Source organism: Mesobacillus sp. S13 (genome assembly GCF_020422885.1).
Lineage (GTDB): Bacteria > Bacillota > Bacilli > Bacillales > Cytobacillaceae > Mesobacillus > Mesobacillus selenatarsenatis_A.
Map to the genome: position 1 here is coordinate 4,022,520 of NZ_CP084622.1, position 26,821 is coordinate 4,049,340.

At 44.8% G+C, this 26,821-nt stretch carries 30 protein-coding genes and 1 riboswitch; of the genes, 11 read left to right on the top strand and 19 right to left on the bottom strand.

The genetic code is table 11. From position 1 onward, the window contains the following. Window positions 1–114: 114 nt before the first annotated feature. Window positions 115–1,110 (top strand): NAD(P)/FAD-dependent oxidoreductase, encoded by a 996-nt coding sequence (locus LGO15_RS20650; RefSeq protein WP_226085758.1) that lies wholly within the window; start codon window positions 115–117, stop codon window positions 1,108–1,110. A 63-nt stretch (window positions 1,111–1,173) separates the two neighbouring features. Here LGO15_RS20650 and LGO15_RS20655 read toward each other — a convergent pair whose 3' ends face one another. Both LGO15_RS20655 and LGO15_RS20660 read right to left on the bottom strand, forming a co-directional pair. Then, window positions 1,174–1,536 (bottom strand): HesB/IscA family protein, encoded by a 363-nt coding sequence (locus LGO15_RS20655; protein ID WP_167833618.1) that lies wholly within the window; start codon window positions 1,534–1,536, stop codon window positions 1,174–1,176. 94 nt (window positions 1,537–1,630) lie between these two features. Then, window positions 1,631–1,810 carry a hypothetical protein gene (locus tag LGO15_RS20660; protein ID WP_226085759.1) on the bottom strand — a complete coding sequence of 60 codons (180 nt, stop codon included), beginning with the start codon at window positions 1,808–1,810 and terminating at the stop codon, window positions 1,631–1,633. A gap of 199 nt (window positions 1,811–2,009) precedes the next feature. Here LGO15_RS20660 and LGO15_RS20665 point away from each other — a divergent pair, with 199 nt between their 5' ends. Next, entirely contained in the window at window positions 2,010–2,705 is a 696-nt protein-coding gene (locus LGO15_RS20665; protein ID WP_226087951.1) for a DUF2225 domain-containing protein, read from the top strand. A gap of 88 nt (window positions 2,706–2,793) precedes the next feature. Here the strand turns inward: LGO15_RS20665 and LGO15_RS20670 are convergent, their stop codons facing one another. Beyond that, window positions 2,794–3,033 carry a YuzB family protein gene (locus LGO15_RS20670; RefSeq protein ID WP_079507135.1) on the bottom strand — a complete coding sequence of 80 codons (240 nt, stop codon included), beginning with the start codon at window positions 3,031–3,033 and terminating at the stop codon, window positions 2,794–2,796. A gap of 247 nt (window positions 3,034–3,280) precedes the next feature. On the opposite strand from LGO15_RS20670, the gene LGO15_RS20675 reads away from it, so the two are divergent. Beyond that, complete coding sequence (locus LGO15_RS20675) at window positions 3,281–4,348, top strand: NAD(P)/FAD-dependent oxidoreductase (RefSeq protein WP_167833616.1); 1,068 nt, start codon at window positions 3,281–3,283, stop codon at window positions 4,346–4,348. A 276-nt stretch (window positions 4,349–4,624) separates the two neighbouring features. On the opposite strand, the gene LGO15_RS20680 is transcribed toward LGO15_RS20675, so the two are convergent. After that, on the bottom strand, window positions 4,625–4,951 hold the full coding sequence (locus LGO15_RS20680) for a YuzD family protein (RefSeq protein ID WP_167833615.1): 327 nt from the start codon (window positions 4,949–4,951) through the stop codon (window positions 4,625–4,627). A 151-nt stretch (window positions 4,952–5,102) separates the two neighbouring features. Here LGO15_RS20680 and LGO15_RS20685 point away from each other — a divergent pair, with 151 nt between their 5' ends. Continuing rightward, window positions 5,103–5,339, top strand: coding sequence for a NifU family protein (locus LGO15_RS20685; protein ID WP_041966137.1), 237 nt, complete (start codon window positions 5,103–5,105; stop codon window positions 5,337–5,339). 53 nt (window positions 5,340–5,392) lie between these two features. Here the strand turns inward: LGO15_RS20685 and thrB are convergent, their stop codons facing one another. The 5 genes from thrB to yutH all read right to left on the bottom strand — a co-directional run bounded on the left by thrB (window position 5,393) and on the right by yutH (window position 11,184). Beyond that, complete coding sequence (thrB, locus tag LGO15_RS20690) at window positions 5,393–6,562, bottom strand: homoserine kinase (protein WP_226085760.1); 1,170 nt, start codon at window positions 6,560–6,562, stop codon at window positions 5,393–5,395. After that, window positions 6,559–7,620, bottom strand: a complete 1,062-nt coding sequence (thrC, locus tag LGO15_RS20695) for a threonine synthase (RefSeq protein ID WP_226085761.1) — start codon at window positions 7,618–7,620, stop codon at window positions 6,559–6,561. The genes thrB and thrC overlap by 4 nt, the downstream gene beginning before the upstream one ends. Beyond that, window positions 7,617–8,915 carry a homoserine dehydrogenase gene (locus LGO15_RS20700; RefSeq protein WP_226085762.1) on the bottom strand — a complete coding sequence of 433 codons (1,299 nt, stop codon included), beginning with the start codon at window positions 8,913–8,915 and terminating at the stop codon, window positions 7,617–7,619. Before LGO15_RS20700 ends, thrC begins: the two co-directional genes overlap by 4 nt. Window positions 8,916–9,111: 196 nt before the next feature. Further along, window positions 9,112–10,086, bottom strand: coding sequence for a 2-hydroxyacid dehydrogenase (locus LGO15_RS20705; RefSeq protein ID WP_226085763.1), 975 nt, complete (start codon window positions 10,084–10,086; stop codon window positions 9,112–9,114). An 87-nt stretch (window positions 10,087–10,173) separates the two neighbouring features. Beyond that, on the bottom strand, window positions 10,174–11,184 hold the full coding sequence (gene yutH, locus LGO15_RS20710; RefSeq protein WP_318999802.1) for a spore coat putative kinase YutH: 1,011 nt from the start codon (window positions 11,182–11,184) through the stop codon (window positions 10,174–10,176). Window positions 11,185–11,346: 162 nt separating this feature from the next. Here yutH and LGO15_RS24265 point away from each other — a divergent pair, with 162 nt between their 5' ends. Beyond that, the gene (locus LGO15_RS24265) at window positions 11,347–11,472 is read left to right on the top strand and encodes a hypothetical protein (RefSeq protein ID WP_264163795.1); all 126 of its coding nucleotides are present in this window, start codon (window positions 11,347–11,349) and stop codon (window positions 11,470–11,472) included. A 97-nt stretch (window positions 11,473–11,569) separates the two neighbouring features. Continuing rightward, on the top strand, window positions 11,570–12,079 hold the full coding sequence (locus LGO15_RS20715; protein ID WP_167833610.1) for a phosphatidylglycerophosphatase A family protein: 510 nt from the start codon (window positions 11,570–11,572) through the stop codon (window positions 12,077–12,079). A gap of 59 nt (window positions 12,080–12,138) precedes the next feature. Here the strand turns inward: LGO15_RS20715 and LGO15_RS20720 are convergent, their stop codons facing one another. The 3 genes from LGO15_RS20720 to LGO15_RS20730 form a co-directional block, all read right to left on the bottom strand. After that, entirely contained in the window at window positions 12,139–12,903 is a 765-nt protein-coding gene (locus tag LGO15_RS20720) for a TIGR01457 family HAD-type hydrolase (protein WP_226085764.1), read from the bottom strand. 159 nt (window positions 12,904–13,062) lie between these two features. Then, window positions 13,063–13,500, bottom strand: a complete 438-nt coding sequence (locus LGO15_RS20725) for a DUF86 domain-containing protein (RefSeq protein WP_226085765.1) — start codon at window positions 13,498–13,500, stop codon at window positions 13,063–13,065. A 22-nt stretch (window positions 13,501–13,522) separates the two neighbouring features. Next, entirely contained in the window at window positions 13,523–14,758 is a 1,236-nt protein-coding gene (locus tag LGO15_RS20730; RefSeq protein ID WP_226085766.1) for an EAL domain-containing protein, read from the bottom strand. Window positions 14,759–15,679: 921 nt separating this feature from the next. Here LGO15_RS20730 and glpX point away from each other — a divergent pair. From glpX to LGO15_RS20745, 3 genes are all read left to right on the top strand, one after another. Next, window positions 15,680–16,648, top strand: coding sequence for a class II fructose-bisphosphatase (glpX, locus tag LGO15_RS20735; RefSeq protein WP_226085767.1), 969 nt, complete (start codon window positions 15,680–15,682; stop codon window positions 16,646–16,648). A 39-nt stretch (window positions 16,649–16,687) separates the two neighbouring features. Continuing rightward, the gene (locus LGO15_RS20740) at window positions 16,688–16,954 is read left to right on the top strand and encodes a DUF3055 domain-containing protein (RefSeq protein ID WP_167833605.1); all 267 of its coding nucleotides are present in this window, start codon (window positions 16,688–16,690) and stop codon (window positions 16,952–16,954) included. A gap of 78 nt (window positions 16,955–17,032) precedes the next feature. After that, window positions 17,033–17,320 carry a cytosolic protein gene (locus tag LGO15_RS20745; RefSeq protein WP_167833604.1) on the top strand — a complete coding sequence of 96 codons (288 nt, stop codon included), beginning with the start codon at window positions 17,033–17,035 and terminating at the stop codon, window positions 17,318–17,320. 51 nt (window positions 17,321–17,371) lie between these two features. Here LGO15_RS20745 and LGO15_RS20750 read toward each other — a convergent pair whose 3' ends face one another. Further along, window positions 17,372–17,662 (bottom strand): YutD family protein, encoded by a 291-nt coding sequence (locus LGO15_RS20750; protein WP_226085768.1) that lies wholly within the window; start codon window positions 17,660–17,662, stop codon window positions 17,372–17,374. A 148-nt stretch (window positions 17,663–17,810) separates the two neighbouring features. Here LGO15_RS20750 and LGO15_RS20755 point away from each other — a divergent pair, with 148 nt between their 5' ends. After that, window positions 17,811–18,509 carry a YhcN/YlaJ family sporulation lipoprotein gene (locus LGO15_RS20755; protein ID WP_167833602.1) on the top strand — a complete coding sequence of 233 codons (699 nt, stop codon included), beginning with the start codon at window positions 17,811–17,813 and terminating at the stop codon, window positions 18,507–18,509. Window positions 18,510–18,580: 71 nt separating this feature from the next. On the opposite strand, the gene lipA is transcribed toward LGO15_RS20755, so the two are convergent. Next, window positions 18,581–19,495, bottom strand: coding sequence for a lipoyl synthase (gene lipA, locus LGO15_RS20760; RefSeq protein ID WP_226085769.1), 915 nt, complete (start codon window positions 19,493–19,495; stop codon window positions 18,581–18,583). A 252-nt stretch (window positions 19,496–19,747) separates the two neighbouring features. Between lipA and LGO15_RS20765 the strand changes: the two genes are divergently transcribed. Beyond that, entirely contained in the window at window positions 19,748–20,749 is a 1,002-nt protein-coding gene (locus LGO15_RS20765) for a M23 family metallopeptidase (protein ID WP_318999803.1), read from the top strand. 40 nt (window positions 20,750–20,789) lie between these two features. Here the strand turns inward: LGO15_RS20765 and LGO15_RS20770 are convergent, their stop codons facing one another. The 5 genes from LGO15_RS20770 to LGO15_RS20790 form a co-directional block, all read right to left on the bottom strand. Further along, complete coding sequence (locus LGO15_RS20770; protein WP_226085770.1) at window positions 20,790–20,894, bottom strand: methionine/alanine import family NSS transporter small subunit; 105 nt, start codon at window positions 20,892–20,894, stop codon at window positions 20,790–20,792. Continuing rightward, window positions 20,891–22,402, bottom strand: a complete 1,512-nt coding sequence (locus LGO15_RS20775; RefSeq protein ID WP_226085771.1) for a sodium-dependent transporter — start codon at window positions 22,400–22,402, stop codon at window positions 20,891–20,893. The genes LGO15_RS20770 and LGO15_RS20775 overlap by 4 nt, the downstream gene beginning before the upstream one ends. 251 nt (window positions 22,403–22,653) lie before the next feature. Beyond that, on the bottom strand, window positions 22,654–24,240 hold the full coding sequence (locus LGO15_RS20780) for a Na+/H+ antiporter NhaC family protein (protein WP_226085772.1): 1,587 nt from the start codon (window positions 24,238–24,240) through the stop codon (window positions 22,654–22,656). Window positions 24,241–24,383: 143 nt separating this feature from the next. Further along, window positions 24,384–24,568, bottom strand: a riboswitch (Lysine riboswitch). Window positions 24,569–24,634: 66 nt separating this feature from the next. After that, the gene (gene yunB, locus LGO15_RS20785; RefSeq protein WP_167833597.1) at window positions 24,635–25,393 is read right to left on the bottom strand and encodes a sporulation protein YunB; all 759 of its coding nucleotides are present in this window, start codon (window positions 25,391–25,393) and stop codon (window positions 24,635–24,637) included. A 96-nt stretch (window positions 25,394–25,489) separates the two neighbouring features. Continuing rightward, window positions 25,490–26,599, bottom strand: a complete 1,110-nt coding sequence (locus LGO15_RS20790; protein WP_226085773.1) for an HD-GYP domain-containing protein — start codon at window positions 26,597–26,599, stop codon at window positions 25,490–25,492. Window positions 26,600–26,821 lie beyond the last annotated feature (222 nt).

Below are 26,821 nucleotides of genomic sequence, written 5' to 3' on the forward strand. Positions count from 1 at the left end.
CTATGAAATATATTGTTCCACAAGGTATCTGCAATTATGATTAGGAGTTTATTTTTACGATTTATGGTATTATAAAAATTGGAGCAATTTTACTACATGTGAGGGGGATATGGAGTGAAAGAAGATCAAAAAGTTTATGACATCACGATTATCGGCGGGGGGCCTGCTGGTCTGTTCACTGCTTTCTACGGCGGAATGAGACAAGCATCTGTTAAAATCATTGAAAGTTTGCCGCAATTAGGCGGGCAATTATCAGCACTTTATCCTGAAAAGTACATATATGATGTTGCCGGTTTTCCAAAGGTTCGTGCCCAGGAGCTGATCAACAATCTGAAAGAGCAAATGGCGAAATTCGAGCCGACTACTGCTCTTGAGCAATCCGTTGAAAAGCTGGAAAAACTGGAAGACGGAACAATTAAGCTCACTACTGATAAAGAAGTTCACTATACAAAAACAGTCATCATCACAGCAGGAAACGGTGCATTCCAGCCTCGCAGACTGGAACTTGAAAGCGCTGCCCAATACGAAGGCAAAAATCTGCACTATTTTATCGACGACTTAAACCAATTCGCTGGCCAAAAAGTTGCGGTATTAGGCGGAGGCGATTCTGCTGTTGACTGGGCATTGATGCTTGAGCCAATCGCTGAACAAGTAACGATTGTCCACCGACGCGACAAGTTCCGCGCCCATGAGCACAGTGTCGAAAACCTGCAAAACTCAAAGGTTGATATCAAGACACCTTATGTGCCAACAGAACTGATCGGCGACGGCAATGCAATCAGCCAAATCGTTCTTAAGGACGCAAATGGGGAAGATTCTGTAGCCGTTGATGTTGACGCAGTTATCTGCAACTTTGGTTTCGTTTCATCTCTTGGACCAATCAAGGAATGGGGCATTGAAATCGAAAAGAATTCCATCGTCGTCAATTCGAAAATGGAAACGAATATCCCAGGCGTTTATGCGGCAGGCGATATTTGCACATACGAAGGCAAAGTCAAGCTGATCGCAACAGGATTTGGTGAAGCTCCGACAGCTGTCAACAATGCAAAATCCTACATGGATCCAAAAGCGAAGACACAGCCGCTTCACAGTTCTTCAATGTTTAAATAAAATATTGAAAAGCGCAAACGCTTCTTTAACAAAAAAGCAAGGTCCGAGGACCTTGCTTTTTGTTTAGCAATCTTCAGGTGTTCCAGCATTCGTTGCTGTTTTAAAACTAGAACCGCAGCCGCATGAGGCGATTGCGTTCGGGTTGTCGATTGTGAAGCCGCCACCCATCAACGATTGCTTATAGCTGATTTTCGTCCCATTCAGGACTGGCGCGCTTTCCTTATCCACAAGGATTTTGATGCCATGCTGCTCCAGCTGAGTGTCGCCAGCTTCCACTTCATGAGCGAAACCCATGCCGTAAGAAAGGCCACTGCAGCCGCCGCCTTTTACAGAAACGCGAAGATACGCATCCTCTGTCTCATTTTGCTTCATCATATCTTTAACCTGCAATGCAGCTTCTTCAGTTAGAATCACAATGTTATCCATTTTAAAACCTCCTTGATCCCTTTCTTTGTCTGGCTTCAGCGCCTAGCCAGTTTTCATCCCTGCGAGAACTTCCTCGAGTATCTTGCGAGAAGCGTTAGCTTTGAGCAGCTCGAGTCGCTTGTCTAGTGTCGCCTCCTAGAAACTCCGAAACTTCTACTCCGTCGGCAGAAGCAAAAAGCGCTTCTTTGTCGGAGTCTCCAGTTTCTGCGTTTCTGGGCAGTCGGCTATACATTTCGATTTCGGTCCGTCCAATGAAGTCAAAGAACGACTTCACCGGTCGGCCCTCCAGCGCTTGTCGGGGCTGAACAAGGCACTTACGTCTTTCTTATAGTATATACAGCATTTTTCCATTCCTCAACCAATCGAGCCGAAAAAGAATTCTCTTCATATTTTCCCACTCACAAGCCAATTAAATTGGTATAATATACCCAAACCTCTTTTAAAAATTATAGGAAAATTGGCAGGTGACGATGATGACTCAACTAGTACCTCTTTATGATAAAAAGTACACATGCTCAATGTGTGAAAACTCCTTCACGACAAAGAAGGTCCGCTCCCGTTTTGTAAAAGTCATCCGCTTCGATACTGACTTCGCCCCTTTGTATGCCAATGGTTATGAAAATCCGAATTTTTACTATATCAATGTCTGCCCTGACTGTGGCTATTCCTTCACCGACGACTTCAGCAGTTATTTTCCGCCAGGAGCTAAACAAGTCATCCAGGAAAAAATCTGCAGCCAATGGGTCCCTCATAACTATGGTGAAGAGCGGACAATCCAGGTGGCAGTAAATACCTTCAAACTTGCAGCCTATAGTTCGATGCTAAAAAAAGAAAAGCATATAGTAACAGCCGGCCTGTACATCCGGATTGCCTGGCTCTATCGCACAACCGATAACCACGATCAGGAAATGCGCTTTTTAAAACTTGCCCTTAAGGAGTATACGGAGTCATACAGCACCGGCGACTATAAAGGGACACAAGTATCCGAACTGCGCCTCATGTACCTGATTGGCGAACTCTCCAGAAGAGTCGGACAAACACAGGATGCCGTGCGATTTTTCTCAAGAGTCATCGAAAAGCAAAGACAATCTGTCGAACCGCAAATAGTCGAACTTGCCAAGGAACGCTGGCAGGAGATGCGGGAAGAGCAAACGGTTGGAGGCACCTAAGTTTACCTCATTGTAGGGGTACAACCTCTTTATAGAAATTCATGAAAAAGGCTGGCGATGGGGAACTCCATGCCAGCCTTTTTATCTATTAAAACATTGGATTTTCATCCAGGTATTTATAAACATTTTCTACTAGTTCTTCAGGGGTGTCTCCCACTACCGGGTCGCCGTTTACAAGCGCAAACATTGACATCGCGCATTTCCCACAATAACCAAGGCAACCGTATTCGATGACATCAAGGTCAGGATCACGCTCAAGCTCTGCCCTCGCAGCCTGAGAACCGCTGGCAAGATTGCTGATACAGAATTCAATGATTGGCTTAATCATTAGTTTCACCTCTCTACTAATTTTTAATCGTACCCTTTTTCAGGCAAATCGTCAATTTTCCCGGCTCATGGCATCCATAAAATTGTTGTTATTTTGTCACAATTTCGTTATACTTTTAATGGTGATTTATTGAACATAAAAATATTGCAGAATAATTTCGAAAAATGTATCCGTTTGCGGATTTTGTAAAACGAGCTGGAGAAACTTCATTAACTGTCTTTCGATGAGTTAAAAAGGGGAAATTCACATGAAAAATCTCGTTATTCTTGGCGGCGGCTATGGCGGCATGCGCGTCCTTCATAAATTGCTGCCGAATGACCTGCCGGAAGATGTATCAATCACGCTGATTGACCGTGTTCCATACCACTGTTTAAAAACAGAATACTATGCCCTGGCTGCAGGTACGATTTCCGACCAGCATATCCGGGTTTCCTTTCCTGAGCACGATCGACTTCAGTTAAAATATGCTGAAGTCACTGCCATCAATCTTGAGGATCGCAAGGTGGAGCTGCAGGGTGATGAGTCCGTTCAGTTCGATGACCTTATTATCGGACTTGGCTGTGAAGATAAATATCACAATGTCCCAGGAGCTGACCAATTCACATACAGCATCCAATCCATTGAAAAGTCCCGAGCAACCTATCAGGCACTGAACAATTTGCCAGCAGGTTCAACCGTTTCAATCGTCGGCGCAGGATTAAGCGGTGTTGAGCTTGCGAGCGAATTGGCGGAAAGCCGCAAAGACTTGAAAATAAAGCTTTTCGATCGTGGAAACCATATTCTTTCCGCCTTCTCTGAGCGCCTGAGCACATATGTGGAAAATTGGTTTGATAATCACAATGTTGAAATCATCAACAATGCGAATATCACGGAAGTTCAGAAAAACGTCCTCTACAATCACGATGAGCCGATTGTCTGCGATGCGATTGTATGGACAGCTGGAATTCAGGCTAATCGACTTGTCCGCGAAATGGACGTTGAGCAAGACGGCATGGGCCGCGCTGTAGTCACTCCGCAGCATAATCTGCCAGGCTATGAAAATGTTTATATCGTCGGTGATTGCGCAAGCCTGCCTCACGCACCAAGTGCGCAGCTTGCAGAAGGACAGGCAGAACAGATCGTCCAAGTGTTGCAAAAACGCTGGAAAGGTGAAGAACCGCCGGAGTCATTCCCGCCGATCAAGCTGAAAGGTGTCATCGGTTCACTCGGCAAAAAGCACGGCTTCGGCCTTGTCGCCGAACGCCCGATAACAGGCCGCGTCGCACGCTTGCTGAAGTCAGGGATCTTGTGGATGTATAAATATCATAATGGATGATCATGTTGGACCGGGCGAGTGCCCGGTTCTTTTTGATTTGAACGAGTATGTAAAATTGGTAAAAAGTCAGTGAAATTTCCAATTCGCTAAATAATTTGTAAAGTCGCTATAAAAATGAAATTCTCGCTATATAATCTTTAAAGTCGCTATATTAATGAAATTCTCGCTATATAATCTTCAAAGTCGCTATAAAAAGTTTTTCGCTATGAATAAATCGGGATTTCTACCCCGAAAAAAGAGGAAAAAGCACCCCATTTCGGAATGCTTTTACCAAAATTACGCGGAAACGTAGCCGTATTTCTCTAATTCTGCGTAAATGGTTTTCAATTTCGGGTTCCCTTCACCGACGATCTTGCCTTCGAGCAGGACGACGGGATAAAACATGTCTTCTTCGATTACTTTTTCGGCGAATTCCTTTTTTGCTTCCTCTTCTGGAGGGTTATGGATATCAACATAAACAATTTGGAATGGCTGGTCTGCGTATTTGCGGCTGATGGCAGCTTCAAGCCATTCATATGTTTCTTTTGATGATGGCAGGTTCACACAGCTTGGGCATAATACTTCTGCACCGTAAACGACGATTTCTACCTCTTTGCGTTCCATTATCAATTACCCCCTGTTATTTTCTTTTATTTTACTATACGATGAAAAAGATGCATAAGGAAAAAACTGTGTTCACTGGTTTTTCGGTTAATTGGATAGATTTTTCCGGCCGATAAGATTATAATAAGTATTATGAAAGGAGTCGATTTGCATGACTGAACAGCAAATGTTTGAGCAAGTACAGGAAGTATTAGATAAATTGCGTCCATTCCTTCTTCGCGATGGCGGAGACTGCGAACTAGTTGATATTGAGGATGGCATTGTTAAACTTCGCCTGCTTGGTGCATGCGGAAGCTGCCCGAGCTCCACAATCACGCTTAAGGCTGGAATCGAACGCGCACTTTTAGAGGAAGTACCTGGTGTTGTTGAGGTTGAACAGGTATTCTAATTAACCAATAATAAAGCGGTTTTGCCGACAATGGCAAAACCGCTTTTTTTCGTCTAAATGACGGATGACCTGCACCCATCACGATCGATGTGCAAGCTGAAAATCTCCATTCCCGTTAAATGCTGCCTCAATCCTTCTGCGACCTCTTCCCCTTTGCCGGGTTCTGCCAGACAGAGGATCGATGGTCCTGCTCCGCTCAAAGCAACACCGAACGCTCCTGATTGAATCGCTTTTTCCTGCAGCTCTTCAAAAAATGGAACAAGGTTTTTCCTGTATGGCTGATGAAACAAGTCTGTTGCCATCATTTTACCTGCCAGCGCCCAATTCTTTGTCATCAAAGCGGCGAGAAGCTGGTTAGCAATAGCGCTTGCCTGGACGCTGCGCTGATAATCCATCACTGACGGGAGGACATCACGGGACATTTCCGTCAGCAGCTCCTGATTCGGTACAGCAAGGATTGGATCAAATTCAACCTGGTCAAGGACCGTTAAATCGACCTCATCCCCGATTTGGCTGCCAACTACGACGCTCCCAAATAAGCATGCTCCGGCATTATCGGGATGGCCTTCGAACCGGGAGGCGATGGCCAGCTTTTCATACCGGGTCAATCCAAGCCCGCAAAATTCATTGGCCAGTTCCACTCCCGCGACAATCGCTGCTGCACTCGAACCAAGTCCTCTAGCTAGCGGGATATCGCTTTTTACAGATATATGGAGAGAAGGCATTGTTTGCTTGTACAACTCCGCAGTTCGGCTTGCAATCTGGCAAATGAAGTTTTTCTCATCCACAGGAAACCCTGCTAAGGAGTCGGAAAGAGGAACAACCTTCCAACTGTCGCTTATTTCAGCATGAACTTCCATGTAGAGGTTCAAAGCGACGCCGAGTGAGTCAAATCCTGGGCCCAGGTTCGCAGAGCTGGCTGGAACTTTTACGAACAGGACTTGCCCCCTCGGTCTTCCAGCAGCAGATTGTAGTTCACGTTTTTTACCAGTTGATTTGCACCTGCTCCCAGCAGCTAGTGCTTCCCCGCTTTCAGAAGCTAATATGTTCCTGCTTTCAGCAGCCAGTGGTTTTCCACTTTCAGCAGATAATATGTTCCTGCTCTCAGTAGCCAGTGGTACTCCACTTTCAGCAGCTAATGCGCTACTACTGTCATCAGTTAGTGAATGCCCGCTTGGTTTCCTGCCCCCAGCCGCAGCCAATGGTTCCTCGATGCCCCTCATTGCCGGACCACTCCCCTGATATAGTCGCTTACGATTTTCTCGTCATTTGGAAGCAGCACTGGTGAGATGGAGCTGATGTCAATGGCAGTTGAAGGATCTTTCAAACCGTTACCAGTCAGAACGGCAACGATTCTGGATCCTCGAGATATTTCTTCTCTCTGTAAAAGTTTATGGACACCTGCCAGCGATGCACAGGATCCTGGCTCTGCAAAAATCCCTTCCGATCCAGCTAGCTGGCTGTATGCTTGTAAAATTTCGTCATCTGTTACGAAATCGATCTTCCCTTCTGATTCGTCACGGGCTGCAACCGCAAGATCCCAGCTTGCCGGGTTGCCAATGCGGATGGCCGTTGCGATTGTCTCCGGCTGTTCAATCGGCTGCCCTTTGACAATCGCGGCCGCTCCCTCTGCCTCAAAACCAAACATTCGCGGCAAACCTGTACGCTTACTGTCATTGTATTCTTTGAAGCCTTTCCAATACGCGCTGATATTTCCGGCATTTCCCACCGGGATCGCCAGGATATCAGGTGCTCCACCTAGCTGATCACAAATTTCAAACGCAGCTGTTTTTTGTCCTTCAAGGCGGAATGGATTGACTGAATTCACTAGTGTGACTGGCTCAGTTTCGCTGATCGTCCTGACCATTTTCAGCGCTTCATCAAAGTTTCCTTCAATCGACACAATGCTTGCGCCATACATAACGGCCTGTGCGAGTTTTCCCATCGCAATTTTTCCCTCAGGAATGACGATGATCGACCTCAACCCAGCTCTTGCTGCATAAGCCGCTGCCGACGCTGAGGTATTGCCTGTGGAGGCGCAGATGACTGTGTCACTGCCTGCCTCCTTAGCCTTGGCGACAGCCATGACCATTCCTCTATCTTTAAAGGAACCGGTAGGATTTACTCCTTCCACTTTTACATATAGGTCAATTCCCCATTCCTCTGACAGCTGGTCGAGCCTGATCAGCGGCGTATTGCCCTCATGGAGGGTAAGCAACGGTGTCTCGGCTTTAACCGGCAGGTATTCACGATATTCACTTAACAGCCCCCGCCACCTCATACATTGACACTTCCTTCGACCCTGTAAGAGCTTTTGACTTCCTTCACCACCCTGAGGTCGCGCAGCTCCATTAAAATATTCTGGTAATCCTTCAGGGAAGCCTGATGTGTAACAACCACAATTTCCGCAAGCTCCTTTTCCTTTAAAGGCATCTGGAGGATTTTTTCGAAGCTGACATTATGGTTCGCGAAAAGGGATGTAATTTCCGAGAATACGCCTACTTCGTCATAGACGTGAAGTCTCAGGAAGTACTTAGAATTCACTTCACCATCATCCTTCAACTGCTTCTCATACTGCGGAGTGACAAAAGAACTGCCGTTGACTCCAAGGCGCATATTTTTGACGACGCCCACAAGATCCGAGACCACAGCTGTGGCAGTTGGCAGGCTTCCCGCTCCTGGACCGTAAAACATTGTTTCTCCTACTGCTTCTCCATATACGTACACCGCATTGTACTCATTATTTACGGACGATAGTGGATGCGATGATGGAAGCAATGCCGGCTCAACACACACCTCGACCTTATCGCCTTCACGGACGGCGATGCCGAGCAGTTTCATTGTATAGCCCAGCTGTTTCCCGTATTGCAGGTCCTCTTCGGTTACAGAAGTGATTCCTTTCGCTTTTACATCATCTAGATCAATTTTCATCGAAAATCCCAACGAGGCCATGATGGCCATTTTTCTCGCCGCATCCAGACCTTCTACGTCGGATTCAGGGTTTGCCTCAGCGTACCCAAGCTGCTGCGCTTCCTTCAATATGCTATCGTATGCCAGTCCCTCCTGGCTCATCTTCGTTAAAATGTAGTTTGTTGTGCCATTCACAATGCCCATCATCTTTGTAATCCTGTCAGATGCAAGGCCGTCCACCAGGCTGCGCAAAATTGGAATTCCTCCGGCAACGCTCGCTTCAAAAAAGAGGTCGCAGCCATTTTCATTGGCGACGGTTAAAAGCTCGGAACCATGGACAGCCATCAAATCCTTGTTTGCCGTCACAATATTCTTTTTGCTTCTTAATGCCTGAAGCAAATGTTCACGAGTATCCTCGATGCCTCCCATAACTTCAATGACTACTTCAATCTCCGGGTCTTCCATAATTTCGGCTGGATTCACCGTCAGGAGAGAAGGATCCACTTTTACCGACCTTTCTTTTTCAACATCCTGAACAAGGATTTTCTTCACTTTAATCGGGCACCCAACCTGGTGCATCAATTTATCCTGGTGGTTTTCGATAATCCTGACCACACCTGACCCTACTGTTCCCAAACCTAGAAGTCCAACCGAGATTACCTGCATTTCCTCTTCCCCTCTCTTAGTGTCTATTCTGAGTGAACACTTGTTTTTGTATAGTAGACATTATATAGACCAAAAACAGCTTTTACAAGGAATATTTTGGAGTCCTTTATCTCTGTAAACGCTTAATCATATGTGGCTGTAAGGTTAGAAAATTACAAAAAATCCTTCCCATTGAACAGGAAGGATTTAAAAATTATTAGAGCACTTCTTTATTTACAATTGTTTTTGGACTGTCGCCCGTCAGAACAGCTTTCACATTTGTGCAGCACAATTTGATCATGGTTGTCCTCGTTTCGGTGCTCGCACTGCCGATGTGCGGAATCGCCGTCACGTTTGGCAATTGAAGCAGTGGATGTTCGGCGGAAATAGGTTCTTTTTCAAACACATCAAGTCCCGCACCAGCAATATCCCCATCTTTAAGCGCCTCATATAACGCCTGCTCGTCCACAACCGGGCCGCGGCCAGCATTAATGAAAATGGCACTGTTTTTCATCTTCGTAAAGACATCGGCTGTAAAAAGATTTTTAGTTTCTGGCGTCAACGGAGCAAGTGACACAACAAAGTCAGCCTTTGTCACAAGATCCTCGAAAGAACTATAAACAGCGCCTAGTTCTTTTTCGGCTTCAGGTTTGCGGGAGCGGTTATGGTAAAGGATTTCCATGCCAAACCCTTTAGCTCTGCGCGCCACCGCTTCCCCTATTTTTCCCATGCCGACAATCCCGATTGTCTTACCGTAAACATCATGCCCGGCAAGCAGGTACGGACTCCAGCCTCCCCACTTGCCGGCCTTAATATATTCTGCCGCTTCGACAATCCGTCTAGCTGTAGCCATCAACAAAGCAAAAGTAAGGTCTGCTGTTGTTTCTGTCAGCACATCCGGCGTGTTCGTCACGATGATTCCGCGCTTTGTCGCTGCTTCCAAATCAATATTATCAAAGCCAACTGCCAGATTGGCAACCACTTTCAGGTTTTCGCCTGCAGACAGTGCTTCCTCATCGACTTTGTCAGATAGCATCGTGATCAAGGCACTGGATTTTTCAGCTTCTTTTAAAATAACTTCCCTCGGGGCAGGGATATCTTCATGATCCCACATTTTCACATCAAAAAGCTCAGTGAGCTCGGCAATTGTTTCTTCGGGCAATTTCCTGGTGATATACACATAGGGTTTCATTGTCTGTCTCCTTTTGAAAGCGTTTAATATAATAGAATAATTTTATTCTATCACAATCTACACTTTCTTTATCGAGAAAAGCTTCGACTAACGTAATAACCAATCAACTGGAGGAAGTTTCCCTGCTTTTACCGGGGCATCACTGAGATGATAAAAATGGCTTAGGAACCGCTCATGATCACTGCTCTGTGTCAGGTACTTCCGCAGACGGTCCTCGAGCTGCCGCTTCGTTTGCTCTGATTGGGTGATATAATAATTTTCAACTGTCTCATAGTAATGGAGCGGGAACAGTAATCTGGCGTAAAGCAGCCGCCATGAAAAAGGCGAAAGCATCGTCAACGATTGGTATTCTGCCAGAAAGTGCTTGATTTCCGGCTGGCTCGTCTGGATGTTGGCAAAATAACGATCTCTGACCCATTCAGCAAGATCCCGGCTTGCATGGTCAAAAACCCATTCAAAAGGATTTTTTACAAAATAGCTTCCTCTCCAAACATTATTCGTGAAACGCTCATAACAAACAGTCCCATGGTCAATTCTTGTCGGCTTATCATCGATCTCTGTATCAGCGAGATATTGAATCGCATTTTCAGATAAACCCATGTAATAAGGAAAAGATTCCATAAACATCTTCTCAAAATCGTTCTCCGGTTCAGTGTAAAGCTTTCCGCTCCACACCTTCTCCATCTGGTCGAGCCGCTTTTCCCATAGCTGCTTCCATTGTCCCACCCTGTTCATGCTTTCAACCTTGAAAGGTATTTGCCTGCCTCTTGCATGAAACTTGGCCAGCTTCCTGCCTGTTTTCATTTTTTCAGGCATCGGTACTGCTTTGTTTACGAGCACGCAATATTTCCTGCCCTCCCAATCACAAATTTGCTTGCCTTGTTTGTCAGCGAGCAGCATCGATACATTCCGGTCCCCCGCTTTTTGCATATGGTCAGCAATCCTTGCCAGCTCATTTATTTCTTGCTCTTTTGTCCCATTAGCGTCCATAATCAAATAAAGCCCTTCATTATGCTTATATCCATGATATCTTCCAAGAGATACTTCTGAATCTGCAGAAATCCCATATACTTCTTTTAACATCTTTTGAAACATCATCGCACCTCATTTCCAAGCCGCTCTTTTACAAATATATGTCTTGCTTTAAAAAACTTGTGTAAACAATGCAATGAATAAGAGACACCATTCAGGAAATGATTTAAAGGAATGAATTCTTTCACTAAAACGGATTAAGCGGAATATTTTAGGTTAAATAGGATAATGAGTATGCTGAAAGAAAAGCGGAAGCGCCTTGTTCAGCCCCGACAAGCGCTGGAGGGCCTGACAGTGAAGTCGCTCTTTGACTTCATTGGCAGGACTGAAGCGACTCGAGTTGCTCAAAGCTAACGCTTCTCGCAAGATACTCGAGGAGCGAACTCAGCGATGAAAACTGGCTAGGCGCTGGAGCTGGACAATTCCAGTTAAAAATAGAAAGGTGATGCAGATGTTAGAAAAAAAACGTGCCATCCATATGACAGAGGAAACAGCCCGGAAATGGCTCCATGAACGAGGAGTAGAAATAGAAGATATCGCCAATCTCGTATTTTTCCTTCAGGAAAAATACCACCCGAACCTGCAGATGGAGGAATGTATTGAAAATGTAGAACGAGTCCTTTCCAAGCGTGAAGTGCAGAATGCGATTCTGACAGGAATCCAGCTGGATATCCTTGCAGAACAAAAGAAGCTTGGCGAACCGCTGCAATCAATTATTGAAACAGACGAAAGTTTGTACGGCGTGGATGAAATCCTCGCATTTTCAATCGTTAATATATATGGATCGATCGGCTTTACCAATTATGGATACATCGATAAAGCAAAACCAGGAATCCTTGATAGGCTTAATGATAAAGAAGCATCCGGCAAATGCCATACCTTCCTGGATGATATTGTTGGAGCAGTTGCGGCTGCAGCCTCAAGCCGACTTGCCCACCGAGCGGCAAATGTTGAAGATTGATTAAGCTAAAGCAAAGAAAATGGGACTTGATGCCTGCCACGGCTCAAGTCCCTTGTTTTTTACACTTCCCAATCGTCCAGTGAATCCACTGTGTAGGTTGGCATTTCCTGATACCCTTTGAGAAGTTCCTTCGTCGTAACTCCTGTGTGGACGAGGAGTGTGTCCATCCCTGCCCTCATGCCTGCGAGGATGTCGGTATCATAATAATCACCGACCATAAGAGTTTCCTCTTTTTCTGTGCCAAGTACCTTTAATGCCTGCTCCATGATCACCGATTCCGGCTTCCCGATAAAAATCGGATCTGTCTGTGTCGATACAGCGATTACCGACGTCAGTGAACCGTTCCCCGGAAGTAAACCTCGCTCAGTCGGGATTGCAATATCCCCATTTGTCGAAATGAAGGTTGCTCCGTTCCTGACTGCAAGACAGCCAACTGCCAGTTTTTCATATGTAATGCCGCGGTCGATCCCTGAAACAACAAAATCAGCGTCTTCCCCTGCAAATTTCAGTCCCTTTTCCTGAATCGCTGTCTGGATGCCCTCTTCACCAATCACATAGACAGTCGCATCCTGTTTTTGTTCATAAATATAGTTGGCTGTAGCCTGGCTTGTCGTAAAAACCTGCTCCTCCGTCGTAGGGATATCAAAGCTGCGGAGCTTTTCCGCCACCTGTGCCGGTGTCCGCGATGAATTATTCGTAACGAATAGATAAGGTATTTCAGCCTCAATCAGCCTTTTTATAAAATCAGAAGCGGCTTCGATGCGCTCTGAACCGCGATACATTGTACCATCTAAATCAATTAAATAACCTTTATACTTTTTCATGGTGATCACTCCTAAATATTATCGTACCCATCAAAAAACGAATAATCCTATTTTATATAAGTGTAAAGGTGAGTTCAAAGGACAAAGCTCACTGTTCACCAGTCAAAGGATATTTAAACAGAAAAGAGACCGCCATGATAACGGTCTCTTCTGTCCTATTTACTTTTTAAAAGCGGAAACCGGTCCTAGTTCATTGGTAAGGTACTCCCTCACTTTTACCGAAAAAAGCTTGAGATGAGGAAGCTCGGCCTTGAAGGTTTCAATTAGGCCGGCATGGTCCACTGCTGTGTACTGCTGGACAAGCATCTTTCGGAACAGGACGATTTTTTTCAATCCTGCGCTCATTTCTTTAGTTACGACTTTTTCATCATCCAAAATGTCAATGATGTCTTCATAGCTTCCTGGGTCACGCATGATGAAGCCATCGATCATCGCGTTGCCCACATCGAGTACGGCTTCAACCATCGTATGCGCTGCACGCTCGAGGGCCGATTTTTCCATTGGCGATTCCCATGGTCCATTGCTTTCAAAAAAGTCAATTTGCCTGTTCAAAAACTGCAATGTTTCTTCGATTTGATCCCTGTCGACAAAGTACATTCAATATCACCTCATAAAGATGCTAGACGGTTTTCAACAATCCCGGACGGGCATAAAAATACCCTTGCGCCAACTCTACCTTGTTCCGTGAGAGGACCGATGCTTCATGCTCATTTTCGATTCCTTCCGCAATGACCGTCGACCCCGCTTCTTTGGCGACAAGCAACAGCCCTTTCAGCATAGACTCCTTCACAGAATTCTTATCAATGTTCTCGATGACGGAACGGTCGATCTTGATGACATCCGGCATGATTTCACTGATGGTATTCAGGCTGGCGTACCCTGCTCCAGTATCATCAACCGCTATTTTGATTCCCATTCCTCTTAACACCTTTATATTATAGATAAAATTCTCGATTCCCTCAATCGAGTCCCTCTCGGTGATTTCCAAAGTGATCTGGTTTGGCTTAATGCTGCCGTAAGCTTGCATCAAGTTCTTCAGATCCCGGACGAATCGAGAATTGCCGAGGGTAATCGGCGTGAAATTGATGAAAATATCATCAAGGCAGCCAGTCGATGTAACTTGATCAAACGTTTTTCTTAACACAATCATTTCCAGGTCATAGAGCATATTAGTCTGCCGGGCAACGGAAAAAAGCTGCAATGGACTCTCAAGCTCCGTTCCCTCAGGACCTCTTGTCAGCATCTCCCAGGCACGGATTTCCTTTGTATTGACGTCTATGATCGGCTGCGCTAAAAGCTTGATATTTTGCTGAGCAATGATCCGCTTCATTTCATAAACCATTTCATTGAATTCGGTTTGGATCCGTTTCTCGGCCATCGCAAAGGCCTGCTGGTGTGCCTTTAAGACAGCACCATGTACGGAACCGACCGATTTATCGATAAAAATAAACCCTGTATCAAAGATAGGCTGGACTGTAGGGTACTCATGAAAAATCCTGCTTTCCGCTTCCCTGAGGATCTTCTTCATTTTCGCATCAATTTCAGAAATACAGTACCTATTATGGTCGATCCGCATAAACAGGCTCAGGCTGTCACTATAGTAATCATGCAGGACAATCATGTCCTCCCTATCAATCTCACTCTCGATCACCGCTTTGAAATGCCGCTTCAAAGCCTTATGAAACTTCCAGTTCTCATCACCAAGCTGCGAAGCCAGTTCATGGTGATTCTTAATCGTATAGGCAATCACAGCAACTTCAAATCCACTATTAAAAGCCTTTTTCACCCCTGATACGACAGGATCCCTCAAAATGAACTGCGGAGGGTAATAACAAATTGATGAATGAGGCAACATTATTTTCCCCCAACCAAGCAGGTTGTCTAATATGCTAGTAACACGGCGGGCCATAGGTTTCAATCCTCTCAGAAGATGGCTAGAACTTTTTCTTAATTGTACCATATTTAGCTAAAATAGACCTTTTTTCCTAGATAGTTATTTCGAAATATTTTTACTTCTTTTTATGGTGGAAATGGAGGTAAGGTGGAAAGCGGTGACATTAGCTGTGATCTACTTAATGTAAAAAGTTGTAATTGGCTTTCTTTTGACAGCTTCTCTGGTTTCCTTGCCAAACCTATCATGATTACGTGCTTTTCTTGACAGCTTTTCCTCTTCTCACGCCAAACCTGTCTTAAGTTCGCCTTTCTTCTGACAGCTTTTCCTCCTCTCATACCAAACCTGTCTTAAGTTGAGCTTTCTTTTGACAGCTTTTCCTCTTCTCACGCCAAACCTGTCTTAAGTTTGACTTTCTTTTGACAGCTTTTCTTCCTTTCACGCCAAACCTGTCTTAAGTTCGGCTTTCTTTTGACAGCTTTTCTTCTTTTCCCGGCAAACTTGTCTTAAGTTTGGCTTTCTTTTGACTGCTTTTCCTCTTTTCACGTCAAACCTGTCTTAAGTTCGCCTTTCTTCTGACCGCTTTTCCTGATTTCACGCCAAACCTGTCTTAAGTTTGGCTTTCTTTTGACAGCTTTTCCTCTTTTCATGCCAAAGCTGTCTTAAGTTTGGCTTTCTTTTGACAGCTTTTCCTCTTCTCGCGCCAAAGCTGTCTTAAATTTGGCTTTCTTCTAACAGCTTTATCTCATTCCCTGCCGTAGCTGTTCGAACTCTTGAACTTACCCAGCAAAATGACAAAAATCCCCCTGAAAAATTCAGAAATGATTGTTTTTCTGGTAAGATTGATGTTGAGTGAGAATGCTGTCGAAAATGGAGGAGAAACATTTGGAACGCGAATTGGCACTTGAAATCGTCAGAGTGACGGAGGCTGCGGCGCTGGCATCTGCTCAGTGGATGGGCCGCGGCAAGAAGAATGAAGCGGATGATGCAGCGACTACGGCAATGCGCAAGATGTTCGATTCAGTCAATATGGATGGAATTGTTGTCATTGGTGAAGGGGAACTGGATGAGGCTCCGATGCTTTATATAGGAGAACGCCTTGGCACAAAAATGGGCCCAAAAGTCGATATTGCGGTGGACCCGTTGGAAGGGACAAATATCGTCGCCAAAGGGCATAATAATGCCATGGCCGTAATTGCTGTCGCGGATAAAGGTACCCTTCTTCATGCACCAGACATGTACATGCAAAAGATTGCTGTCGGAATAAGTGCTGCTGGGAAAATCAGTCTAGATGATCCTATCGAGAAGACAATTGAAATCGTAGCCAAAGCCAACAATAAGCGAATTCAAGATTTAACTGTCATCATCCAAGAGCGTGAACGCCACGATGATTTGATTGAACGAGTTAGGCAAAAAGGAGCACGAGTGAAGCTTTTCGGCGATGGCGATGTAGGTGCGTCGATTGCGACTGCCCTTCCACATACAGGAGTCGATCTTTTTGTGGGAACAGGCGGTGCGCCGGAAGGAGTCATTTCTGCTGCTGCCCTAAAAGCACTAGGCGGAGATATGCAGGCGAGACTAGTCCCTCAAACAATTGAGGAAGAAGAGCGATGCATTGCCATGGGCTTAAAAGATCCAAGACAATTGCTGATGTTAGATGACCTTGTTTCCGGAGACGATGCGATTTTTGCCGCGACTGGCGTTTCAAGTGGTGAATTGCTCGACGGGGTGCGCTTCCTTGGCGGAGACCTTGTTGAAACACATTCCATTGTTATGCGTTCAAAGACCAAGACCGTCCGTTACATCACAGCTCATCATCACCTAGAACACAAGCCACACTTAGTGATGGTTTAAAGAAAATACATACTTTTTACAGCACTTAGGAGGATGAAGATGAACGAAGAATTTTTTTTATACGATGATGTTGAAGAAACAAAAACTCGCTATGTAAGCTTTGTAGGTGAGAACCAGCGCTTTGACCTGGCCATCATGCAAACTGGCCGTTATTATGGCAAAAGCATTGTGATGGATATCCAGGGAAGCCGATTTGCGATTCTTGGCCAGGATGACCTCGATGAAGAGGGTTATCTTGAGTATGCCTATAATCTTTCTGAAGAAGATGCAGAGGAACTTCGCTCATTCCTGCGACCGATCCTTTAAATCTGGAACGAACTGTTTGTTTGATTTGTCTTTTCAAAGAAATACTAAAAGGACAACAAGCAAAAGAAGGTGAGTTTCATGAGCAAGGAAGACCGTGAAAAGTACTCTGATTTTTCGAATGTAGAAAAGCAGCGCAACTATGTAACGGCTGAAGACTATCCGGAGGGTCCATATGGATCACCTTTCCGGAAAGATGAACCAGTAGAAGGCAAAAGTACACCATGGCGTGAGGGACAGCGGTCCTACAGCAACTTCAACTATGAGTTCAAGTCCCTTCATCAGGGAACACCAAGAAAAGAAGCGGGTGCCCACCCAACCCATGATGATCCGGATGAAAGTGAACAGCCGCCGTATAGCGATCTATAAAAGACAAGAAATGCTCCAATCGTAGTGATTGGAGCATTTTCTAGTTCTGTACTATTTATCCTGAGCTTGCTTCGCTACCTTCTTGGCGACAAAATAGGCACAGCCAAAATTGCAATACTCATATAAGTACTCGCTGACGGTACTAATTTTCGTATCGAAAGTTGACTTCTGGTTTTGATCATCGAAAAAACCTCTTAGCCTTAGCTGTCCGTAACCCCAGTCGCCAACAATATAGTCATACTTCGTTAAAATTTCGCTATATCTCGCACGAAAGGCTTCTTCGTTAAAGCCGTCTCGTCCTTCATCCACGATCTCGTAGCAAAGGTTATTGATGCAAATCATTGGTCCACCTCTTTTTCGGTAACAGTTTCAAGCTTCCTTATAGCAAGCCCGATCGCTCGCACTTTTCTTAATTATAACTTATTCCCCATCAATTACTAAGCAAAAAAAATAAATTCGAAGCCATTCTAATGATTAGGGGGTGTTTTAATTGAAAAAAGCATTATTGGCTCTTGGTATTTGCGGGACTGTTGCGATGACGGGATGTGGAGCCGGTGACAATCAAGCTTCACCAAACGGCCGTGATGGCGGGGCTGGCATTTATCAGCGGAGCGGCAACACACTGAATGTGAATGATGAGCGCCCTGATTTGTATAACGAAGATGGACGCAAAGGAATGAAAGACAGAAGCGAGGACTTCGGCTATGTGCGCCACCAAAAAACAGGCGTAATGGGTGCAGATGAAATGGAAAGTGCCTATCAGGCAATCGACCGCGAGCAAATCGCCGACATGATCAGCAAATACAGCTTGATGGCACAAAATGTGGATGATGTATCCACACTAGTGACGGATGAGGAAGTTCTGATTGTATATGCAACAGATTCTCAAAATCGGAACGAGACTGCCGATCAGGTGAAGCGGATGGCCATGTCTGTAGTTCCACGCTGGTTTCACGTGTATGTATCAGATGACACTAACCTGCGCAACGAAGTCGAGAACTTTGCTTCACTCGATACCGATAGCCGTGATGTCGATGAATTGATTGATGGCGTAGTTAAACAAATGCTAAAATCTCCACAAGGCCGCCCGATGAGCACTGGCGAAAACGCAAATGGCGAAGCTGAGGGCGAATTGAACGAAGAAACCGATAAAGACGAAATTTCAAATCAAATGAATAAAGGGAAATAATGAAAAGAGTTCAGCATGATGGATGCTGAACTCTTTTTAGATTCTATTATCGGCAGAAGAGGCAGTGCAATTTATGCCTGCTGGGCTTCCTGTTCTGCAAGCTCTTGTCGATGTTTAGCGGCAGAGTTGACCTGTTCGTCGGCATGGTAGGATGAACGAACAAGAGGGCCTGCTTCGCAATGGCTGAAGCCTTTCTTGAGCGCAATTTCCCTTAGCTCGGCAAATTCATCAGGATGGTAGTATTTTTGGACATCAAGATGCTTCTTGGATGGCTGCAAGTATTGACCAAGAGTAAGGATGTCCACATTGTTAGCACGCAAGTCATCCATCGCCTCAATCAATTCTTCCTTCGTCTCGCCTAAGCCAACCATGATGCTGGATTTCGTGGGAATATCCGGCTGCATTTCTTTTGCACGGCGCAAGAACTCCAGAGAACGCTCGTAAGTTGCACGTGCACGGATTCTAGGCGTCAGGCGCTTTACGGTTTCGATGTTATGATTCAGGATATCTGGGCGTGCATCCATAAGTGTTTTCAGGTTCTCCTCAACTCCGCCCATGTCGGAAGGCAATACTTCTATTGAAGTAAACGGATTTTTCTTACGGATTGCTCTTACCGTCTCGGCAAAAATTGCTGCTCCCCCGTCTTTCAAATCATCACGGGCGACGGCAGTCACAACAGCATGCTTCAGGTTCATAAGTTCAACGGAATCCGCCACTCTTTCTGGCTCCTGCCAGTCAAGCTCAGTTGGAAGTCCTGTTTTCACAGCACAAAAACGGCATGCACGTGTACATACATCCCCCAGGATCATGAAGGTAGCAGTTCGTCTTACTGCCCAGCACTCATGAATGTTCGGGCATCTGGCTTCTTCACATACAGTATGTAGGTTTTTCTCACGCATCATCTTTTTTAAGCCGGTATAGTTTTCGTTCGTGTTCAACTTTATCTTCAGCCATTCAGGCTTTCTCTGTACCTCTTTTTTGCTCATTATTTTCACTCCATTCCTGCTGCATTACATCAAGAACACCATGTAAAAATCAAGGCCGGTATACAGCTTCTGATGTCACTTTAACACAATGGAAAACTCTCGACAAGTACGATAACCTTGCGTTCCTTGTGATTACCATTATTTGATATTTATGAAAAATCCCCATCATCGCAAACTAACAGAAGGAAAGCGGAGGCAGTGTTTTTATGTTGACGCTTGAAACTATAGGAGCTACATCCTGAAGGGAGGATTATGGTGAAAATCCTTAAAGCAGTTATCGTTCTTTTTTTACTTTCCCCTGTCCTGATAAGTGATCATGCATACGCAGCTGAGCAGGGCCAGGAAGATGTTTACAAAAAAAGAATGGAACTCTATACCAAAGTAGAAGCGGTCAGCCAGATTCCCTGGTACTATATTGCTGCAGTGGACCAATATGAGCGGAATGTCCGCCAGGCAAGAAGGGATTTACCTAAGGCGGAAGGAATATCAGGTGTTTATTTTAAGCCAGAAGAATGGGCCGGTCTCCTGAACCCTAATCTTGAAGATGGCAATCCCGTTTCCATTCAGTTCTTCAACGGAATTGGTTTCGATGGGAATGGCGATGGAAAAGCAAGTTTAAAGGATGACGAAGATGTTCTCCAGGCTTTCGCCCAGTACTTGCTTTCATATGGGACAGATCATGATAACTTGAAAATTGGACTATGGAATTACTATAAGCGGGATAAAACCGTTGCGATCATCATTGGAAAAGCGATGATTTACAAGCATTTCGGCCGCTTGAATCTCGATTCGCATGTCTTCCCAATGCCACTTAGAAGCAACCACAGCTATAATAATACATGGGGTGATGCCCGCGGCTGGGGCGGCAGACGGATCCATGAAGGAACGGATATTTTTGCCGGTTATGGAGTTCCGGTAAGGGCAACAGGTTACGGAATAGTTGAAATGAAAGGCTGGAACAAGTATGGCGGTTGGCGAGTCGGCATCCGCGATATCAATAATACCTACCATTATTATGCCCATCTGAGCGGCTTCGCGAAGGAGCTCAAAGTCGGGCAAATCGTCGAACCAGGCACGGTCATTGGCGGTGTTGGCAGCTCCGGATACGGACCACCGGGGACAAGCGGAAAATTCCCTCCCCATCTCCATTATGGCATGTACAAAGATAATGGCTATACCGAATGGTCCTTTGACCCCTACCCTCACTTGAAATTATGGGCAAGGCAGGAAAGAGCGAACCTGAAGAAAAAATAAGCATTCAAAAAGGCCAACCATTTCGGTTGGCCTTTCCATTTTATGAACGGGCTTTCTTTACAGCATACAATACACTTGCTGCAAGTCCTCCCCAAATAATGACCATACCAGTGACCATCATTGCTACTGCGCTAGCATCCATCATTTAGCAACCCCCTTGTCTTGTGGAACTTCATATAGAGCTGCATCCCACTTCTTTGCCTTTGCGAAAATAAATCCGATTAAGATCGCACCGATTGCGACAAACCATCCGTAATAAACATTGAACATAACCGGATATCCACCATAGCTCGTTTTGATATCTGTCATGATATTCATGACCATCATGATTCCCAGTACTACTGGAGTGATATATTTCAAAGAAATCACCCACCAGCTTCCAAGTCGGATATCCGAGATGGCATCAGCATGGTTTTGCAAGTTGGTCAGTTCCTTGGCTACCCATACGATGAAGACTACTTCTACCAGACCTGCCAGAGCGACACCATAGTTATTGATGAACGCATCTGCTGTATCAAGGAAATTCAAGCCGCCCTGTGTAGCGAACAGGATGGAGATCAAGGCAGACAAACCGCCGCCGATTGCAACAGCCTTTGTACGGGAAACATTGAATTTGTCCTGTACGCCGGCAACATAAGTCTCAACAATTGAGATCAATGAAGAAAGTCCAGCCAGCGTCAAGCTCACGAAGAACAATACTCCAAACGCGGCACTGAATGCCGGCAACTCATTGATGATTTGCGGGAATACCGCGAATGCCAGGATTACTCCTTTGCTTACCACTTGGTCAATTGGCTGGCCCTGCTGCATGGCCATGAAGCCCAATGCTGCAAATACCCCGATACCAGCCAGCAACTCAAATGATGAGTTTGCGAATGCTGTAATGAATGCGTTGTTTGTGATATCAGATTTCTTTGGAAGATAGCTTGAATACGTGATCATGATGGCAAATGCAATGGATAAAGAGAAGAAAATTTGTCCATAAGCTGCAACCCATACTTTACCATTAAAGATCTGGCTCCAGTCTGGCTTGAAGAATGCGTTAACACCATCAATGGCTCCATCCAGGGTTAATGCGCGAACGACGATTACAAAGAATAAAATAACAAGTGCAGGAATAAAAATCTTGTTCGCAACTTCGATCCCTTTCTTGACTCCCTTGAACAGGATACCAAGAGTGATGACCCAAACAATGACCAATGGAAGGAATACACCAGGTACGATACTTCCAACCTGACCAGCGTCAACTACTTTTAGATAATCACCGACTAGGAAAGTCAGCGGATCGTCTCCCCATTGCTTGCTTAATGAGAAATAAGCGTAAGACATTGCCCATGCGATGATGACTGCATAATAAGTCGAGATGACAAAAGATACGGCGAGCTGCCACCAGCCAATCCACTCAGCACCTTTACGCATTCTGAAGTAGCTTAATGGTGCAGAACCACGGTACTTATGACCAATTGTGAATTCCAAAATCAAAATCGGAATACCTGCTGTCAAGAGTGCGAATAAGTATGGGAAGAAGAATGCTCCCCCGCCATTCTCATAAGCTACTCCCGGGAAACGCCAAATATTTCCCAACCCGACTGCCGATCCTACCGCGGCAAGAATAAATCCCGCCCTTGTTCCCCACTGTGGACGATTTTCCATTTTTAATCCCCCTCGCCTTCTAATCACCTGGAAAATATTGATGAATTAGAAAGTTTTATATTTTCAGATTATTTAGTCTAGGAATAGTATAGCTAGTTTTTAATTGCTTGTCAAAATATTATTTTCGTCATAATAAAAATATTCCTAAAAAATTTTTCCCAACTATACCAACTACCCTATTAATCAAGATTCTATTCCCACTTTCTTGAAAATATGAAAAAGACTGTCTGAGAATCAGACAGCCTTAAACATTATTCTGCAAGATTTTCTTTTAACATTTCTTCCTGGGTTGTTTTACTTCCGAAGATGAAAGCAAAAGCAACAAGCAGGATTGCCACCACCGCAAGTGCAGCCACCGTGCTTCCAGTGAAGCCAATGACCAGGAATCCGACAGATGCTATCGCAGCGGAAATCAAAGCGTAAGGCAGCTGGGTCATGACATGATCTAAGTGATGTGAGCCAGCGCCGGTTGATGAAAGGATCGTCGTATCGGATATTGGTGAGCAGTGGTCACCAAATACCGCGCCCGCCAATACAGCGGCCAATGCTGGCAGCATGATCGTGATATCAGCTGCAGCAGCGATATCCCCTGCAATTGGCAGCAGGATGCCGAATGATCCCCATGAAGTACCTGTTGAGAAAGCCATGATTCCAGCTACAAGGAATAGCAGGAACGGCAGGAATGCGATATTGATATTAGAGCTTTCAACAATACCAGCAAGGTACTTACCCGTTTCAAGTCTTCCAATCAGATCAACAATCACCCATGCGAAGACCAGGATATAGATAGCAGGAAGCATTGATTTAATGCCTTCAACAAGTCCTTTTCCAAAAACATTGGCATTGACGCCTTTTAAGACAACTGCCTGTCTAACAAAGAAAATCAACGCTACAGCAAGGCCAAGCAATCCGCCAGTTACAAGAGACTTAGTAACATCTGTGTTTTCAAAAATCCCGAAAATGGTTACGTCTCCTTCAACAGCGCTTGCGCCAGTCCAAAGCATCATGCCAACCGTTCCAGCGACAAGAGCAACAATCGGCCATACAAGGTCTCCAACTGTTCCTTTTGTGCTTGTAGGCAGGTCATCCTTCAGTTCCCCCGGTACAGGCTTGTCCTGAGGAACGACAATCCCTTCTGTGATTGCACGTTCTTCATGCTTTTTCATAGGTCCAATTTCGACATTTCGTAGAGCTACAATAAAGACCATCGCTAATGCTGCAAGTGCGTAGAAGTTCATTGGTACAATTTGCATGAATCCTGAGAACGCACTATATTCATTAACACCATGTGCAGCAAGGATTGTACCGATCAAAGCGATAATGTATGCACCCCAGCTGGAAATCGGGGAAATGACACACATAGGAGCTGAGGTTGAATCGATAATATAAGCAAGTTTAGCACGGGAAACCTTTTGGCGGTCCGTAATCGGACGTGTAACTTGGCCGACTGCCAGAGCATTGAAATAATCATCAATGAAAATAATAACTCCTAAAAATGCACCAACAAGCTGTGCTCCGACTCTTGTTTTTACACGCTTCATCGCCCATTCTCCAAATGCGCGGCTTCCGCCAGAAATGGAAATGAACGCAGTGATCGTACCCAATAATAATAAGAAAAGGATAATGTACAAGCTATATGTGTTCAGTTCTCCATCTGCGACGACAATACCCATGGCTGCGTCCCACATAATAGCAAATGTTTCTCCGATATTGAATTCAGCTAGCAAAAAAGCCGCTGCGATGATGCCTGTCCCCAATGATAACAGTACTCGTCTGGTGATGACTACCATCAGGATTGCCACTAATGGCGGCAACAATGAAAAAATTGTGTTTTCCATTCTTTCTTTCTCCTCCTTGTTTTTGACAGGGGGAAACTTTTACATGAAAAGAGTTTAGTTGCTTTCTTTTAAAAAAATACAAAAAAGGGCAACGATAGAGAACATTCTATCGCTGCCCTTAATAAGCAACTAGTGTCTCCATCACGATCTGTAGCTCCCCATTATGGATTTACCTCCATAATGACAGTGATACTCTTGTTCAAAGTATCCCCAGCAATAAAAAATGTGACTCACTTTGTTATTGCTTCGGCAAGATTCCCTTTTAGCTGTGGTCAACGTTGTCATCCTCACACAGCTTACTCTTGAATCCTGCGCCTCTACCCCATCGGAATGATGTGGTTTATTATTCAATTGGTTTTATAATATAACAATATCGGTAACTTGACAACTGTTTTTATTCTCCAGGAAGCTGGATGGCTGGTGATGTATCTCCTCCACCATTGTAAAACTGCGGAACTTTTCCTGGGTAGTAGAAACTGCCAATCGGAATGTTTTCTTGGACCGTAGCGATTTCGGTCGCAAAAGGAATGATAATCTGAACATTCACTTTTACTCTAACCGATACATTGATCAGTGTATTGTTTATTCCATGTTCTTCTGTTTCCCAGACAACATCGGCTGTCACATCACCGATTGCATTGAATTTTACTGGAACTCTCGGGCCCATATTACCTAGTAGTGCATTATTGGTTGCCTGGCCCAATGGAACATAATAGATGATGCCTGCTTCCCTGTCTTCTTCATCGGTGACAAGCTCGACATCTGATAGCATCTCAAGTGAGGTGAGATTCCCTCTTTCTGCTTCCTTCAGGTTCATTTGCACAATATTAGTTGTTTCTGCCTTTACCCTGTTGATGATTTCTGTATTGAATTTTACTACAGTGGTCGTTCCGCCATCGACAGGGACGAATTCTATCACCTTATCAATATCCATCCCGCTGGCGATTTTTTTATTGATGGCCTTATTGATCACCAGGGTGGCAATCTTTCTTGTCTGGGATTCTGCATATTTCATCAATGTGGGCTCTAGCCCTTTATCTATGATCCAGAGTCCTGCTGCTGTTGAAAAGGAAAAAAAGACGAATGTCAGCAGGAATACATACCTGAAAGGCAAGGGCCCTTTCCGAGGCAGCCGCCGGCCGAATTTTGCCAAAACAAATCCCCCCTCTAAAGCTATATGTATGCTTTAAAGGGGGGAACTAGCCTAAAAATATAATTAACTTTGTACTGCTACATGGACTAGATAAAATTAATAACTATTGGCGTACTCGTATTTAATGATTGTATCGCAACTGACAATCATTAGTGATAAGCTGGACTTCAGGTCGAGGTGATATGGCTCCACTCTTTGCCCGTTTTCCTCGAGTATACGGACAACAGGCCGCTCACTCAAGCCAGGATTCTGCTCGGCCACTACTCCCTTCCGCCCATCACTCAGGATGACAGTCAGACCGACCGGATAGATCGCCACAGCCCTGCGGAAGGCATCGACCACTTTTGGATCAAACAGACTGCCTGCCCCGGAATAAAGGATTTCCAGGCCTTCATGCGGCAGCATGGCCGGCCGGTATACTCTGTTAGACGTGACGGCATCAAACACATCCGCTACACCAAGTATTTTTCCGAACAGGTGAATTTCGTCCTCCTTCAATCCGCGCGGATATCCTCCGCCATTCAACCGTTCATGATGCTGAAAAGCACAGTGAGCGACAATCAGCGGGACAGTCGGAATATTCCTCAGCATCTGGAATCCGTCCTCGGCATGGGCCTTGATGATCTGGAATTCTTCCGCAGTCAGCTTGCCTGGCTTCGATAAGATTTCCTCAGGCACGTTCATTTTGCCAACATCATGTAAAATCGCACCCAGCCCAAGCTGCTCAAGCTCCTTGGGGGTCAGCTTCATTTCAATCCCGATTGCCAAAGCATACAATGTGACATTCAGGGAATGGGAAAAAATATAATGGTCATGCAAGAATACATCGGACAGCAAGTTCAGCAGTTCTTTGCTCCTTTGCAGCTCATCAAGCAAATCACTGATCAGCTTCTTGAAGGTCCTTGCTGATTTTTCAAGTACAAAGGTCTGCGAAACCTTTGTATCCAGTTGAATTTGCTTGAACGTACCTCCGATTGTCATAATTGCATTGACGCGTAATTCATCTGATATGGAATTTTTCACGATGATATCATCTGTGTCAGGGTCTTTGATATAGATATAGTCAATACCAAACTCTTCTAGACGTCTAAGGATCTTTCCCTCAAGCCGAGCGCCCACGTTCAAAAGAACTTGGCCCTTGTCATTATGAATGGCTTTTCCGAGTAAAGCCCCTTCCTCTACCGAAGTGGTGGCTACGAGTCTCATGTTAATTCCCACTTTATCTGTTAGTTGAGGTGGCTGAATCAAGCCACAAAATAAGAAAATTTTACATAAAACGACAATATTTTCTTTATATTCTATCACAATAATTATAGCTGTGGTGACACCTTTTCATTTTTTGAGTTGGGAAAAAAGCAGTTCAGTTATTATATCGGATGCCAACATTTCTTCTTAACCATTGCCATCATTTATTCACAATTATTAAGA

Bases quoted from the DNA above. Each gene is read 5' to 3' on its own strand.
- LGO15_RS20655 (WP_167833618.1), bottom strand. From the start codon at position 1,536: ATGGATAACATTGTGATTCTAACTGAAGAAGCTGCATTGCAGGTTAAA.
- LGO15_RS20665 (WP_226087951.1), top strand. From the start codon at position 2,010: ATGACTCAACTAGTACCTCTTTATGATAAAAAGTACACATGCTCAATG.
- LGO15_RS20670 (WP_079507135.1), bottom strand. From the start codon at position 3,033: ATGATTAAGCCAATCATTGAATTCTGTATCAGCAATCTTGCCAGCGGT.
- LGO15_RS20675 (WP_167833616.1), top strand. From the start codon at position 3,281: ATGAAAAATCTCGTTATTCTTGGCGGCGGCTATGGCGGCATGCGCGTC.
- LGO15_RS20680 (WP_167833615.1), bottom strand. From the start codon at position 4,951: ATGGAACGCAAAGAGGTAGAAATCGTCGTTTACGGTGCAGAAGTATTA.
- LGO15_RS20685 (WP_041966137.1), top strand. From the start codon at position 5,103: ATGACTGAACAGCAAATGTTTGAGCAAGTACAGGAAGTATTAGATAAA.
- thrB (WP_226085760.1), bottom strand. From the start codon at position 6,562: ATGAGGGGCATCGAGGAACCATTGGCTGCGGCTGGGGGCAGGAAACCA.
- thrC (WP_226085761.1), bottom strand. From the start codon at position 7,620: ATGAGGTGGCGGGGGCTGTTAAGTGAATATCGTGAATACCTGCCGGTT.
- LGO15_RS20700 (WP_226085762.1), bottom strand. From the start codon at position 8,915: ATGCAGGTAATCTCGGTTGGACTTCTAGGTTTGGGAACAGTAGGGTCA.
- LGO15_RS20705 (WP_226085763.1), bottom strand. From the start codon at position 10,086: ATGAAACCCTATGTGTATATCACCAGGAAATTGCCCGAAGAAACAATT.
- yutH (WP_318999802.1), bottom strand. From the start codon at position 11,184: ATGATGTTTCAAAAGATGTTAAAAGAAGTATATGGGATTTCTGCAGAT.
- LGO15_RS24265 (WP_264163795.1), top strand. From the start codon at position 11,347: ATGAGTATGCTGAAAGAAAAGCGGAAGCGCCTTGTTCAGCCCCGACAA.
- LGO15_RS20715 (WP_167833610.1), top strand. From the start codon at position 11,570: ATGTTAGAAAAAAAACGTGCCATCCATATGACAGAGGAAACAGCCCGG.
- LGO15_RS20720 (WP_226085764.1), bottom strand. From the start codon at position 12,903: ATGAAAAAGTATAAAGGTTATTTAATTGATTTAGATGGTACAATGTAT.
- LGO15_RS20725 (WP_226085765.1), bottom strand. From the start codon at position 13,500: ATGTACTTTGTCGACAGGGATCAAATCGAAGAAACATTGCAGTTTTTG.
- LGO15_RS20730 (WP_226085766.1), bottom strand. From the start codon at position 14,758: ATGTTGCCTCATTCATCAATTTGTTATTACCCTCCGCAGTTCATTTTG.
- LGO15_RS20740 (WP_167833605.1), top strand. From the start codon at position 16,688: ATGAACGAAGAATTTTTTTTATACGATGATGTTGAAGAAACAAAAACT.
- LGO15_RS20745 (WP_167833604.1), top strand. From the start codon at position 17,033: ATGAGCAAGGAAGACCGTGAAAAGTACTCTGATTTTTCGAATGTAGAA.
- LGO15_RS20750 (WP_226085768.1), bottom strand. From the start codon at position 17,662: ATGATTTGCATCAATAACCTTTGCTACGAGATCGTGGATGAAGGACGA.
- lipA (WP_226085769.1), bottom strand. From the start codon at position 19,495: ATGAGCAAAAAAGAGGTACAGAGAAAGCCTGAATGGCTGAAGATAAAG.
- LGO15_RS20765 (WP_318999803.1), top strand. From the start codon at position 19,748: ATGGTGAAAATCCTTAAAGCAGTTATCGTTCTTTTTTTACTTTCCCCT.
- LGO15_RS20770 (WP_226085770.1), bottom strand. From the start codon at position 20,894: ATGATGGATGCTAGCGCAGTAGCAATGATGGTCACTGGTATGGTCATT.
- LGO15_RS20775 (WP_226085771.1), bottom strand. From the start codon at position 22,402: ATGGAAAATCGTCCACAGTGGGGAACAAGGGCGGGATTTATTCTTGCC.
- LGO15_RS20780 (WP_226085772.1), bottom strand. From the start codon at position 24,240: ATGGAAAACACAATTTTTTCATTGTTGCCGCCATTAGTGGCAATCCTG.
- LGO15_RS20790 (WP_226085773.1), bottom strand. From the start codon at position 26,599: ATGAGACTCGTAGCCACCACTTCGGTAGAGGAAGGGGCTTTACTCGGA.